15 protein-coding genes are annotated in these 14,029 nt (G+C 36.5%); 2 read left to right on the forward strand and 13 right to left on the reverse strand.

What is annotated here, in order from left to right:
• Together DER71_RS03700 and DER71_RS03705 are read left to right on the forward strand one after the other, a co-directional pair.
• A complete protein-coding gene (locus tag DER71_RS03700) occupies positions 1–1,392 on the forward strand; it encodes a replicative DNA helicase (RefSeq protein ID WP_114458530.1) in 1,392 nt (463 codons plus the stop codon).
• Entirely contained in the window at positions 1,379–1,579 is a 201-nt protein-coding gene (locus DER71_RS03705) for a hypothetical protein (RefSeq protein ID WP_114458531.1), read from the forward strand. The genes DER71_RS03700 and DER71_RS03705 overlap by 14 nt, the downstream gene beginning before the upstream one ends.
• A gap of 26 nt (positions 1,580–1,605) precedes the next feature.
• On the opposite strand, the gene DER71_RS03710 is transcribed toward DER71_RS03705, so the two are convergent.
• From DER71_RS03710 to ychF, 13 genes are all read right to left on the reverse strand, one after another.
• Entirely contained in the window at positions 1,606–1,848 is a 243-nt protein-coding gene (locus tag DER71_RS03710; RefSeq protein ID WP_233487033.1) for a PspC domain-containing protein, read from the reverse strand.
• Positions 1,849–2,410: 562 nt separating this feature from the next.
• A complete protein-coding gene (locus tag DER71_RS03715) occupies positions 2,411–3,595 on the reverse strand; it encodes a dihydrolipoamide acetyltransferase family protein (protein WP_114458533.1) in 1,185 nt (394 codons plus the stop codon).
• Positions 3,588–4,301 (reverse strand): class I SAM-dependent methyltransferase, encoded by a 714-nt coding sequence (locus DER71_RS03720; RefSeq protein ID WP_114458534.1) that lies wholly within the window; start codon positions 4,299–4,301, stop codon positions 3,588–3,590. Before DER71_RS03720 ends, DER71_RS03715 begins: the two co-directional genes overlap by 8 nt.
• Positions 4,302–4,303: 2 nt before the next feature.
• Positions 4,304–5,323 (reverse strand): ATP-NAD kinase family protein, encoded by a 1,020-nt coding sequence (locus DER71_RS03725; RefSeq protein WP_114458535.1) that lies wholly within the window; start codon positions 5,321–5,323, stop codon positions 4,304–4,306.
• A complete protein-coding gene (locus tag DER71_RS03730; RefSeq protein WP_114474327.1) occupies positions 5,323–6,297 on the reverse strand; it encodes an alpha-ketoacid dehydrogenase subunit beta in 975 nt (324 codons plus the stop codon). Before DER71_RS03730 ends, DER71_RS03725 begins: the two co-directional genes overlap by 1 nt.
• Positions 6,297–7,283, reverse strand: a complete 987-nt coding sequence (locus DER71_RS03735; RefSeq protein ID WP_114458537.1) for a thiamine pyrophosphate-dependent dehydrogenase E1 component subunit alpha — start codon at positions 7,281–7,283, stop codon at positions 6,297–6,299. The genes DER71_RS03730 and DER71_RS03735 overlap by 1 nt, the downstream gene beginning before the upstream one ends.
• Before the next feature lie 361 nt (positions 7,284–7,644).
• Positions 7,645–9,603 carry a sigma-54-dependent Fis family transcriptional regulator gene (locus tag DER71_RS03740; RefSeq protein WP_114458538.1) on the reverse strand — a complete coding sequence of 653 codons (1,959 nt, stop codon included), beginning with the start codon at positions 9,601–9,603 and terminating at the stop codon, positions 7,645–7,647.
• Positions 9,604–10,106: 503 nt separating this feature from the next.
• Positions 10,107–10,550, reverse strand: a complete 444-nt coding sequence (rplI, locus tag DER71_RS03745; RefSeq protein ID WP_114458539.1) for a 50S ribosomal protein L9 — start codon at positions 10,548–10,550, stop codon at positions 10,107–10,109.
• A gap of 26 nt (positions 10,551–10,576) precedes the next feature.
• Complete coding sequence (locus tag DER71_RS03750; protein ID WP_114474328.1) at positions 10,577–11,461, reverse strand: DUF2232 domain-containing protein; 885 nt, start codon at positions 11,459–11,461, stop codon at positions 10,577–10,579.
• Positions 11,462–11,560: 99 nt separating this feature from the next.
• Positions 11,561–11,773, reverse strand: a complete 213-nt coding sequence (rpsR, locus tag DER71_RS03755; protein ID WP_114458541.1) for a 30S ribosomal protein S18 — start codon at positions 11,771–11,773, stop codon at positions 11,561–11,563.
• A gap of 15 nt (positions 11,774–11,788) precedes the next feature.
• Positions 11,789–12,244, reverse strand: a complete 456-nt coding sequence (locus tag DER71_RS03760; protein WP_114458542.1) for a single-stranded DNA-binding protein — start codon at positions 12,242–12,244, stop codon at positions 11,789–11,791.
• A gap of 26 nt (positions 12,245–12,270) precedes the next feature.
• Positions 12,271–12,567, reverse strand: coding sequence for a 30S ribosomal protein S6 (gene rpsF / locus DER71_RS03765; protein WP_114458543.1), 297 nt, complete (start codon positions 12,565–12,567; stop codon positions 12,271–12,273).
• A 194-nt stretch (positions 12,568–12,761) separates the two neighbouring features.
• On the reverse strand, positions 12,762–13,853 hold the full coding sequence (ychF, locus tag DER71_RS03770; RefSeq protein WP_114458544.1) for a redox-regulated ATPase YchF: 1,092 nt from the start codon (positions 13,851–13,853) through the stop codon (positions 12,762–12,764).
• Positions 13,854–14,029 lie beyond the last annotated feature (176 nt).

Below are 14,029 nucleotides of genomic sequence, written 5' to 3' on the forward strand. Positions count from 1 at the left end.
ATGTCAGGTAATTTAAGCTCATTAAATAAAAACGAAGATCGTTTTAACAAAAAAGAATATCAGCTTCTGGGTATACTGCTTCAGTTCCCAGATAAAATAGATGAAGTTGCCGATCTGCTGGAAGTAAAACACTTTTCCGATCCACAGGCACAGATAATTTTTGACATGCTTTTAAAACAGTACTATCACGAAAATCAGATTTCCAGAACCAAACTGCTGATAGATCTACAGGATCAGAATGCGGTATCTGAGCCAGAAGAAGTTATAGAAAGGCTTACTTCAGGTTTTAACTCAGAAGATGAATTAAAACCAACAGTAGATCTGATAAAAAAAGATTATCAGCGCTCACTTTTAAAAAAAGCAGCCTCCCGGATAAATGAGTTGGCTGACTCTAAAGATCTTTCTATTGATGATTATCAGGCAAGAGCTCAAGAACTTATCTTTGAAGCCACCAGTGAAAGTGATGATCTGCAGAAGCATGTTTATACCATGGAAGATGCACTTATGGAATCTTTTTCTAAATATATGGACCGCAAACACAAAAAAACCGATGTAGGTCTGCGGAGTGGTTTTATCTCCTTAGATAATCTGATCGGTGGTTTTAAACGCGGCCACCTTAATGTAATAGCTGCTTCGACCAGTATGGGAAAAACTGCTTTTGCCATCAATATTGCCAAAAATGTGCTGAAGAGAAATGCTCGGGTTGCTCTTATAAGTCTGGAGATGGATGCATCAGAGGTAATAGACAGAATGATCATACAGGAAGCACAGGTTAATGGCTGGAAATATAATCAGGGAGAAACAAATGATGAGGAAGATCAGCGGATTTCTAAAGCCCTGGATAATTTACACGATCTGCCGCTTATGATTTCAGATGAAAGAGGTTTAAACACAGCTCAGATAAGGGCACGGCTGCGCAAATTTAAAGCTCAAATGAATGGAATGGATCTTGCTGTTGTCGATTATCTGCAGATGATCCAGCTGCCGGAAGAACATGCTCAGAATACAGCTCGGGCTGTAGGAGAAATAGTTCTTCAGCTGAGGAATTTAGCTTCAGAACTGGATATACCTATTTTACTCATCTCTCAGATAAGCAGAAGCTTTACAGGCAGGACAGACAAAAGACCTGTTCTATCTGACCTGCGTGATTCCGGAAATATTGAAGAAGTTGCAGATGGGGTTATATTCCTCTACCGCTATGCACACACTTCTGCTAAAGCCAGAGAAGAAGCTGAAGCTGATGGAACAGAAAATGAAACCAATGTAATTATTGCTAAACAGCGTACAGGGCAGACTGGAGAAATTTTGCTTTACTTTGAAGATGAATTTATACGTTTTGCTGACCCCGAAAACATGTCTCTGGAAGGAATGATTCCTGATGATGAACTGTGATAAACTTGATCTTAAGGTTATTTTATCTTTTGCTAATTCCTACCGCAATCTTTATCAGGAAGGTACTATAAGTAAAGAACAGCTGAATAATGTTCTTTACTTAATCGACCACTATCAGGATTATAGGCCGGAAGAATTTCAACAAAATTTAAAGAATATTTTTCCTGACAGCACAGATAATCTCTAATGCTTTTTAGTAAAATCTTTTCCTGCTTACTGCCCGGGCCGATTATCCTCTTTTTGCTGATCCTCTCTGTAATGTGGATCAGCCTCTTTCTCTGCTGCATAATAATTGTTAGATCTGTTTTCAGATCTCCCTGCAGAACCAGGCGGCCTGTCTGGAATAATGGCCCATGCTATAAAATAAGCTATTAATCCTCCTCCACCTGTAGCAAAAATAAATATTATCGCTGCTAGCCTTACCAGAGTTGGATCAATATTAAAATATTCGGCCACACCACCACAGACTCCACCTATCTTTTTATCTTTTCTGGAACGATAAAGTCTTTTAATTTAAATCACCTCTCTCTAAAACAATTTCTTTTTTAACCATTCAAAATTATCTCCTTAAACGACTCCTGATTTATATTTAAATAATACTTAAAATCAAGAAACTTTCTTATTACAAGTGATTGATATGAAGCTGCTTCAAAATTTTATTTTTTTGTCCTCTTCCATAATTTTCCCCCAGATTTAGCAGATCTGTATATTCAACTTATCTGCTTTAATTATACAAAATTCACCTTATAAAAGCAAAATTATCTATGCAGGATTTTGCCAAAAATTTAATGAAACACAAAAAATCTCCCCCGGCAGACCCAGAACCTGTCTGTATTAAGGGGAGATTAATTTCTATAACTTAATCATATTTTATTATCTATCATATTTTATTGTCTAATGGACCTCTCATAATAATCCAGATACTATATGCTCCTTTTGCTTTAGATATTTTACTTTACACCATTCTGCTCTTTTTACACTCTAACATCCTATTCTTTAACATCCTATTTTTTAATGACTAAAACATCAAATAGGGTTCTTCTACAAATTCAGCAAATTTCTGCATAAACTCTGCACCTGCTGCTCCATCAACAGCTCTGTGGTCAACACCCAGGGTGAAGTTAATAATTTTTTTCTCCCTCACCAGGCCTTCTTCATTAAGATATAATTTGTTTTTGATAGTTCCTACAGCAAGAATTGCTGCCTGAGGTGGATTAATAATTGCGGTAAATTCGTCTATACCAAACATACCTAGATTTGTTATTGTAAATGTTCCACCTTCCAGTTCATCAAGATTCAGCCTGTTTTCTCTGGTTCTTGTAATCAGATCTTTACTTTTTTCGGCCAGCTGTTTTAGACTTAACTCTTCGGCATTTTTTACAACAGGTACCAGCAGACCCTCATCTACTGCTACTGCAAGTCCCAGGTTAACTTTATTAGAAACAGTTCCTCTTCCTTCTTCATCTACCACCATATTTAATTTTTTTGTTTCTTCTAATGCTTTAACTGCCACATAAGAAATCAAATCATTAAATGAAATATCCTTTCCTTTTTCTTTGAGATTTTTCTTTAGAACGAGAAGCTCATCAACTTCTATTTCTCGCCTCAGATAGATGTGGGGAGCACGCCAGCTTTCTGTGAGCCTTCTTGCTATCACATTTCTCATTCCACTTTCTTTTGGAACTTCTTTGTCTTTTTTAGCAGTTTTATCTTCTGCTTTACCTACATCTGACAGATATTTTTCGATATCTGCAACACTCAGACGGTCTCTGCCAAGAGCTTCTGCAGCATCTTCAAGTTTAATATTATTATCTGCTGCTATTTTTCGTGCCTTTGGTGCTGCCATTACTCTTCTGCCTTTTCTTTCTTTTCTGTCTGATTTATCTTTTTTTTCAGATTTTTCGGCTTTAGATTCTGTTTCTACTTCAACTTTTTTTTCTGCTTTTTTAGATGATTCATCTTCTTCCCAGCCGACAAGTTTTGCAACCGGTGTTTTTACCTTTACTGTTTCACCTTCTTCAACCAGAATCTCTTCTATTTCTCCATCTTCATTTGCTTCAACATCATTTGTAAGTTTTTCTGTTTCTACTGAGAATATAAAATCTCCTTTTTTGAATTTATCTCCTTCAGAAAGGTACCATTTTACAATAGTTCCTTCTTCCATTGTTAAACCAAGTTTGGGCATTACTAGTTCTTTAGCCATCAAAATCCTCCTTTTTCTCTACACTTCCAACAAGAAGAGCCCCTCTTTTTGGAAATCTTGTCTTAAATTCATCTTCCAGAGGTTTAAACCAGCGAAAATCTTCTGCTTTTTTAAAATATGGTGGTACAAAAAGGGTGGATTCCATTTCTACATCACCATATTTGGACAGAAGTGATTCCAGCTCTTCCCAGGTATAGAATTTACCTTCACTAAAAATAGATTCCTTTTCCAAACTTTCTGCTTTCCTTTTATAGGCCCAGGTGCTTTCTTTGTTTAAAACTCCAATAACAAGTTTTCCACTCTTCTTTAAAATTCTCCACATTTCTTTGCTTACTTCTTCTATCTTATCTTCATCTATAAATTCTATCATAGAATTTGAATAGACTATATCAAAATAATTATCAGGAAATGGCAGCTTTTTAGTGACATCTCCTTTTATAAATTCAATTTCTATTCCCTCAGCTTCAGCCAGCTCTTTTCCTGATTTAAGCATTTTTTCAGTTATATCAAATCCTACCACCTCTTCTGCTCTAACAGCAAATCGGCGCAGAAAATATCCTGTACCACAGCCAAGCTCTATTATTTTTTTGCCTTCACATTCTCCAATATGTCTTTTAAGACATTTATATTCATTTTCACCAACATATTTTCCTCTGTCAGTTCTGTACCAGTCTTCATAACCTTCTGCCAGTTCATCAAGTTCCATACCTACACCTCCAGCATTTTCTTTTCATCTGCCAGAGCAAGTACATCTTTATATTCTACAAATCTGACCGGTGCATAGCTGAGCTTAACTTCCAGCTGCTCTGTTTTCTTAACCGAAAGTTCTCGCTCCCCATCAAGGGCAATTATTCTCTGTTTTGAAGGCAGTTTTATTGTTTCCTCCTGCTCAATTTTGCGCCACCTTTTAATAGGTATCTCTTTAACCACACCAGGAGCAATTGCTGCTTTAACTGTTAGGCTGTTATTACCAATTTCAATAAAAACCCCACCTTCTTCATCTGCCCGCACCTGTGTCAGCCTGCCGGCAATTGAAACCATACCAATATCATGTGAGGTACTTCTGGTAACAAATAGTTCTTCCAGCTGTTCTGTATGCCAGAGCGCACGGCTGCCTATATAGGATTCATTTACTATTACAGCATCTATAAGGGCCATGTCTTCTACATTACCATCTCTGATAATATAAATACTCTTGATTGGACTGGTAACTTTTTGTCTTTCTTCTTCAGTAAAAAAGGTATAGAGACCTGCTGCCATTCCCAGCATTGTGCTTTCGGCCATGATTGGGAAAACATTATTGGTTCCGGTCGAAATTGACATAACAGGTGTTTTTTTCAGTGCTTTAACAACAACTCTATTTGTACCATCACCACCAAGAACGATAATTATATCAGTATCTTTTTCTTCCATCAGTTCGGCTGCATTAGAAGAATCTTCAGCTGAACCTCTGATGGACATATCCATAATCTCTACATCAAGTTTAAAGTTTTCTTTTTCCTCTCCCCAGAGCCCATTTAAAGCTTCATGCCCTATACCAAAAGAATCCGGCATTATATATACTTTATCAATATCCAGTTTGTTTAAGGCCAGCAGAATTCTTCTTACTATATTGACTTTTTCTGCATTATCAAATACTGAGCCATGTGCTACCAACCTCCGGATATCTCTTCCGGAGGCCGGGTTAGCAATAATTCCAACAGTTCTTTTTTTTCTTTCAGACTGCATTAAACCATCTCTTTAACTGCAGATATTATTTTTTCTGGCCCTGGTATATATACTTTTTCTAAAGCACTGCTGAATGGTACAGGTGCATCAGGAGCACAGATTCTTTTTATGGGTTGTTCGAGAAGAAATAGTCCTTCTTCTGCAACTACTGCAGATACCTCGGAAGTAAAGGAGCCTCTTTTTGTTTCTTCAGAAGCAATTATCAATTTACCGGTTTTCTCTACTGAATCCAATACAGTTTCTTTATCAAATGGAACCAGTGTTCTTGGATCTATAACTTCAATTTCTATTCCTTCTTCTGCCAGCTTTTCAGCAGCTTCCAGAGCATAGGTAACAAGTATGCCTGTGGCAACTACAGTAAGATCTTTACCTTCTCTTTTAACATCTGCTTTGCCGAGTGGAATAGTAAAATCTTTGTCATCCGGAACTTCACCTTTGTGATTATAAAGTATTTTGTGTTCAAAAAAGATAACAGGATTGTCATCTCTGACAGCAGATTTGAGAAGTCCTTTTGCATCAGCAGGTGTGGATGGATATACAACTTTTAGACCGGGAACATGGACAAACCAGGCTTCAGTTCTCTCAGAGTGCTGTGCTGCTGCACCAATACCTGCCCCATTGGGAGCCCTTAAAACCATTGGTACTTTTGCCTGTCCACCTGTCATATAACACATTTTGGCTGCCTGATTGAAAATTTCATCCATCGGTACACCCAAAAATCCAGCAAACATGATCTCTGCTATTGGTCTGCTTCCTGTCATAGCAGCACCGACTGCACTACCTACAATTGCTGTTTCAGTAATAGGTGTATCCCGTACTCTATCTTCACCAAATCTTTCTACTAGATCTCCTGTAACTCCAAAACATCCGCCAAAAACTCCAACATCTTCTCCCATTATAAATACTGATTTATCTCTTTCCATTTCTTCTGCCATTGCTTCTCGAAGTGCTTCTGCATAAGTTAATTTACTCATTAAACTCCCTCCCCATAATAAACATCTGTTGTGACTTCTGAAGGATCAGGATCAGGACTGTTCTGTGAAAAATCAACTGCTTCTTTAATCCTGGCTTCTACTTTTTCCTTCAGCTCATCATATTCTGCATCGTCGAGGAGTTCCTGATCTTTTAATAAATTTTTAAATCTGCTAATAGGATCTTTCTTTTTCCACTCTTCTAATTCTTCATCTGAACGATATACTGTAGGATCTCCTTCAAAGTGGCCGCGGTGGCGGTATGTCTTACATTCTACCAGACTGGGCCCTCCACCATTTCTAGCCTTTTTAACAGCTTCAGTTACAGCTTCATTTACTGCCATGACATCATTTCCATCTACTGTAACACCAGAAATACCATAGGCTACTGCACGATCTGATACATCCTTTATATTCTGACCTTTCCGGCCATCTGATCTGTACTGAGGCATAGAAATAGCATACATATTGTTTTCACAGACAAAAACTACCGGCAGATTCCATATAGAGGCCAAATTTATTGCTTCATGGAATGTACCCCTATTGGAGGCACCATCTCCAAAAAAGCATAAAGTTACTGCACCTGTATCAAGAATCTGACTTGTTATACCAGAACCTGCTGCAATAGGCAGGCCAGCACCAACAATACCATTTGCGCCTAAAATACCCAGGCTGACATCAGCAATGTGCATTGAGCCACCCTTACCTTTGTTATATCCTGTGGCTTTGCCAAAAATTTCAGCCATCATCTTGTTTACATCCCCGCCTCTGGCAAGCAGATGACCATGACCTCTGTGCGTACTTGTAATATAATCTTTTTCTTCCAGAGCATTACATGCACCAACTGCTACTGCTTCTTCACCTAAATAAAGGTGAACAAAGCCTGGTATTTCACCTTCTGCAAAATGTTTCTGCACTGTTGATTCAAATTCTCTGATTACCATCATATCTTCCAGCATTTGAATCATTTTATCTTTGCTTTCTTTCAAACTTATCTCCCCCTATTATTAATATTTCTGTCCAGCAGAAAAGATTGAGCCACCTCCCTTAAAATCATAATTTTTTTCCTTTTCAAAATATTAATAATGCATTAATCGTTCCATTAATTAATTAGTTATTAATTATTAATTAATTTGCTTTAAATTCCCTTTTATATCAAGGAACTTGTTTTTCATTTAAAAACAATAGTGATTAAATATAATTTATTAATATTGTGAATATTTTAATTTTTGTATCATTTTGAAACATTTATATAATTTGAAATCTTTTCTTTTTACTGGTTTGCTAATAAAAAAAGGGTGTATGTCTCATAATGAGACAATAAAATAATTTGTTTCATAATGAGACATATTAAAGGTCAATATTGTATTTTTGAGCTTTGCGGTAAATAGTTGACCGGCTGATTCCCAGCTTTTCTGCTGCCTGAGTAATGTTTTTTGATTTCTTTAATGAAAGATTTATCAAGATCTCTTCCATCTGATCTATTTTCAGCAGTGGAATTTTTTCGGGATTTAATGGCACACTGGTCTTTTCTTTTTTTAATTCATCAGGCAGCAGATCAGATCTTATTACACCATCATCAGAAAGAAGTGCTGCCCTTTCTATTAAATTCTGCAGTTCTCTTACATTACCCGGCCAGCTGTAATTTTGAAGGATTTTTATTACTTCTTCTTCTACTCCATAGATATCCTTATTACTCTGCTGATTGACAATAGAAATAAAATGTTCAATCAGCAGTGGAATATCTTCAGTTCTTTCTCTAAGTGGGGGCATCTTAAGATTAACAGTATTTAAACGAAAATAAAGATCTTTGCGAAAATTTCCTTTTTTAACTTCTTCTTCCAAAACTTTATTTGTTGAGGCAATTATCCTTACATCTACCAGAATCGGTTCAAGTCCTCCAATTCTGGTGATTTCTTTCTCCTGCAGTACCCGCAGCAGGCTGGCCTGCATATTGAGCGGCATCTCTCCTATTTCATCTAAATGAAGTGTCCCACCAGAGGCAAGTTCAAATTTACCGGGCCTGCCTTTTTTTCGAGCTCCTGTAAAACTACCACCTTCATAACCAAAAAGTTCACTCTCAAGCAGGCTCTGCGGTATAGCTGCACAGTTAATACTCAAAAACACCTGTTCACGGCGGGGGCTGCTGTTGTGAATGGCCTGAGCCATCATTTCTTTTCCTGTACCACTTTCCCCTTCTATGAGCACAGCTGCATCACTATCACTGATTATCTTAGCCATCTCCACAACCTCATTTAAACTGCTGCTGTTTCCTATAATATCATCAAATTTAAATCTTGCTTCTGATCCAGCTATTCTGTTAACCATTTTTTTAACAGCCTTCATCCGGCGCAGTATTATAATAAAACCATCCGGGATCCCCTTTCCACCAGGCAGCATTCTGGCTGATGAGTTAAAATATATTTTTTTCCCATCTCCGTGCAGATAAATATCTTCATCATTAAATATTCTGTGTTCAGAAAGCATCTTCTCAACTACTTTTTGTTCTCCTAAAACATCTTTTATATCTTTATTCAGTGCATTTTCTTTTTTTATATTTAACATTCTTGCAGCCGCCTGATTGATACTTATTATACTGCCCATTTTATTAATTGATATTAGGCCTTCTGACATAGAGTTAATAACAGCAGTTGCAAACTCATGTGCCTGCTCTAATTCTCTATTTCTTTCCATCAGGGCCAGCTGATGTTCAACTGCCTGAGCAGCTGCAGCCACCATCCCCAGAGTATGTGGATGAGCACATTCACAGGGGCCGGTCATATCCAGAATTCCAATCAGCTCTCCCTCTGGATTATGTATTGGAGCAGCAGAACAGGTCCACGGATGGTGTTTTTTACAGTAATGTTCTTCACCCACTACCTGAAGAGGTTTATCTACTTTAATACCTGTTCCAATTGCATTAGTTCCGACTTTTTCTTCTGACCAGTATGAGCCAGGAGTAAATCTCATCTCCATAGCTCTGTTCATAATTTTTTCGTCACCTGTAACTTCTACTATCATACCTCTGCTGTCAGTCAGTACTACAACAAAATTTGAGTTTTCTACTATCTCTGCCAGCTCATTCATAAAAGGTCTGGCTATTTCTATTAAATCTCGGTTGGCTTTCCTTATCCGCATGAGGAGTTTTTTTTCGATTATATTACCTTCTCCACCATATGGATCAACTTTTAAGTTTTTACACCTATGCCAGGATTCTGTTATTATATTTTTATCAAAATCATCTGATATCTCACCTTTTTCTACAAACGATTTCCACTCTTGATAAGCTTTTTTATTAAAAATATGCATTTTCTACTCACCTCATCTATTCTCATTTTTTAATACATCATTTTTCAAAACATGATAGTACAAATCTTTTGCTGCTAATATACTCTACTTCCCTATATATACTATTAAATCTCAAACTATCTTTTCCTGCTGTAGAAATCTCAAAAATCAGCATAAGGCTGTCTTTAATTCCTGTTCATTTTTTATCAGGTCCAAACCAATATTTCCAGACTTATTTTCGAATTCAGCTCTGCTGCAGGATCATCTGCCAGCACCAGTAAGGTAAGTTTTTGATGGTAATATCTCTGATTTGCCGAAAAGTCTGCAGAAAAAATTAAAGAACATGGATTAGCACAGATTATTGAATTTAAAAAACTCACCCTGTTAATATTATCTCATAAATTCATAACTTCTCTGAGATTATTAACAGAATGAGTTTTCTTTTTATATTTTATTTAAAACAGCCAAGAAAACTCCCTCTAAATCTGTAATTTAGGTGGAGAGGTTCACATTTTTTAACTGTCTTATTTTTCCTGAACAGATATTTTAAGTTCTGCAGATATATCATCATATATTTTTACATCAATTTTGTGCATACCCAGAGTTTTTATATGATCATCAAGATCTATTTTTCTTTTGTCGATATCATATCCTTTTTCTGCAGCTGCTTCTGCAATATCTTTTGTTGTAACTGAGCCAAATAATCTTCCACTTTCCCCAGCCTTAACTTTAACAACAAACTTTTCTGATTCCAGTTTTTCTTTTAACTGTTCTGCTTTCTTTCTTCTCTGTTCTTCTTTTTTCTCTTTTTTGCGTTCTTTCTGCTTTAGCTGTTTTATTTTCCCTTCAGTTGCTTCTACTGCCAGTCCGCGGGGAAAAAGATAATTACGTGCATACCCATCGGCTGCATCAACAACATCACCTTTACTGCCGAGTTTTTTTACGTCTTTTTTTAGTATTACTTTCATAACTTTTACCTCCTATTTCAGGAATTTTAACCAGGTTGATCATTCTGCTTTCTTAAATTAAACCACATATCTATAAATCCCAGCAATATCAATGCCATCGGAATAGGTGGCAGTATAAGTATTATAAATACTGCCAAAATTTTGGGTAAAAAAGAATCTGTTTTTGCGGAAATAAAATACATTAAAACAGCAAATCCCTGCAAAAATGCTAAAAAGAATAAATATATATTTAAATTAAAGAAAATAGGATTATTTTTTAGAAAAAGCGAAACAACTACGGCAGCAGAAATGGGCCAGCGGGGCATAAACCATTTATTGAATTTTTTATATATTTCAATGTTTAAACCACGCCTCCGCAAATACCAGGCAGATATATAATAATTAAAAATACCCGTTATTGTTGAAGAAACTGCCAGCAGAGCTGGTAAAATCATACTTATAAATCCGATCTGGGCATTTACCATCTGTTCTAAAGAAGCCTGATCCAGATCACTGCTGAAACTCTTTACTGCATTCTGAATAAAACTCTGCAGGTTAATTCCTAAAATTTGATCTGCAATAAGCATTATTAATGTCTGTGAAATTATCACAGCAACTACTGATACAATCAGTGTTTTTTTGGGAGACAGCCCCTCCTTAACTGCATTTCCTATAATAAAACCTACCAATCCAAATCCAATAACCGTCATTAAACCCATTAAAGGACCAAATAAAGCACCATTTATTAATGCTGCAATAGCAATAACAGTTATTACTCTGCCCGTTTTTTCCTTCTGGACCAGATAAACTACTGGCACCGGCCACAGAATCATTACTGCCAGACTAAAAATTGGCAAATAGAAATTTACCATTGTTAATAATATTATATAAATAATAGTTTTTATACTATCTTTATACTCACTAATATTCATCTGCCGTTATCACCTCATCAGACGGCAAAAGCTGTCCAATTATTATGTTAATATAACTAGAGGAGGCATAATTTAACATTTTGCCTCCTCAATTATTATTTACTCTTTTACATATGGTAGCAAAGCTACTGTTCTTGCTCTTTTGATAGCTTTAGTAATATCTCTCTGATGTTTTGAACAATTACCTGTTATTCTGCGCGGTATAATTTTACCACGATCAGTAAGGTACCTATTTAAAGTTCTTAAATCTTTATAATCTATTTTTTTATCACTGCCGCAAAAATGACAGGATTTATTATGTCCTCGTGCCATTATTCTACCTCCTTTTCAAAATGGTACATCAAAATCGTCTGGATCAAATTCATCATCAAAATTTTTGTCAAATTCATTCTGGGCGGAATTATTCTGCTTATTTTCTTTGTTTTGATCTGAATAATTGTTATTCTGACTCTGATTTTGATTGCTGTTGGCATAATCTAGAAAACGTACATTATCTGCTGTAACTTCTGGATTTATATAAGTACGGTTATTGTTTTCGCTTTTTCTAATATGCAGTGAACCATCTACACCAACCAGTCTTCCTTTTCCTAGATGACGGGCACAATTTTCTGCCAGTCCACGCCAGGTTACAATCTTAATGAAATCTACATCTCTTTCTCCCTGACGATTTGTATAGTTTCTTTCAACTGCAAGTGTAAAATTGCAGACTGGAGTTCCATTACTGGTATAGCGGAGTTCCGGATCACGTGTAAGTCTGCCGATCAGTACTATTCTATTTAACAAGGTTGTTCACCACCCCGGTATAATATTTAAGATTCCTGACGAATTACCAAGTAACGGAGTACACCATCCATAATTTTAAATATTCTTTCAAGTTCTTTTACTACATCTGTATTAGCATTAAACTGAAGAATTGTATAATCACCTGAACGGTAATCTTTAATTTCGTAGGCTAATTGTCTCTTGCCCCAGGCATCAACACCTGTTACTTCACCATCATGATCAAGAATAATTGATTTAACCCTTTCCAAAATCTCTTCTTTACCTTCATCATCTAGATCCGGCTTGAGAACAAAAGTTGTCTCATAAGCTCTTATATTTTCCATAATTTTCACCCCCTCCATGTGGACAAATGGCCCTGCTTCCAGCAGAGCATGGAAATTACCAATCTAAATTATAGCATTAATTTAGCCATGATGCAAATTTTTTTATTTTGTATTCGTGTATTCGTACCCGGTACTATAGACAGGTATTAGTACCAGGTACTAAAACTCCTATTGGTACCTGGTACTAAAAGGTACTATACATTAAATCTAAAATGGCAGACATCTCCATCTTTAATAATATAATCTTTACCTTCAAGCCTCAGCAGGCCTTCTTCTCTAGCTGCTGCTATTGAACCAACTCTTTTTAAATCATCAAAACTAACTACTTCTGCCCTTATAAATCCTTTTTCCATATCAGAGTGTATTTTCCCAGCAGCTTCTGGTGCAGATGCACCTTTCTGTACCGTCCAGGCCCTGCATTCCTGTTTGCCAGCAGTCAAAAATGTTATCAAATTCAGCAGCTCATAACTGGCACGTATAACTCTATCCAGTCCAGAGCTTTGGAGACCAAGTTCTTGCAAAAATATTTCTTTTTCTCCTTTATCTAGTTCTGCAATATCTGCTTCAATTTTAGCACTAATTTCTACAACACGAGCTCCATCTTTTACTGCATGTTCTTTTACCTCTTGAACCAGTTCATTATTGTCAGCACCTATATCCTCTTCATTAACATTGGCCAGATAAATAATCGGTTTAGCACTTAAAAGCTGCAGTTCTTTGATAATTCTTTTTCCAGTTTCATTTAATTCTAACTGACGAATATTTTTTCCCTCTTCAAGAGTCTCAGCAATCTTTTTGATAACTTCCAGCTCCTGAAGATATTTTTTGTTTCCACTTTTAGCCTGTTTTTCTGTCTTCTCCATTCTTTTTTCAACCACAGTTAAATCTGCCAACATAAGTTCTGTATTTATTATATCAATATCTCTATCAGGAGATATTTCTCCATCAACATGAGCTATATTTTCATCTTCAAAACATCTTACTACCTGAGCTACTGCATCGACCTCTCTAATATGGGACAAAAACTTGTTGCCCAATCCCTCTCCTCTGCTTGCACCCTGTACCAAACCTGCAATATCTACAAATTCTATAACAGTTGGGGTAGTTTTCTCAGGTTCATAAAGTTCAGAGAGCCAATCCAGTCTTTTATCTGGGACCGGAACTATTCCGACATTTGGATCTATAGTACAAAACGGGTAATTTTCTGCATCTGCCCCTGCTTCGGTTAATGCATTAAACAGGGTGGATTTTCCTACATTAGGCAGACCAATAATTCCTATTTTCATCTAAAAAAACTTCCTTCCTTCTTTTGTTCATTTATTTCTATATTGACGGTCATTATTGACCCTCCTCGGGGCAAGCCCACAAGGATTCCTGCTTCTTAGAAGTGGTAACCCACCATCTCCACAGGCTTAAAATCCTGTTAGCCCAACAGTATATCCTCTAACTTGCCTTTTGTATT

Origin of the sequence: Halanaerobium sp. DL-01, assembly GCF_003338615.1 — a bacterium.
In the GTDB taxonomy this organism is placed as follows: Bacteria; Bacillota; Halanaerobiia; order Halanaerobiales; family Halanaerobiaceae; genus QPJE01.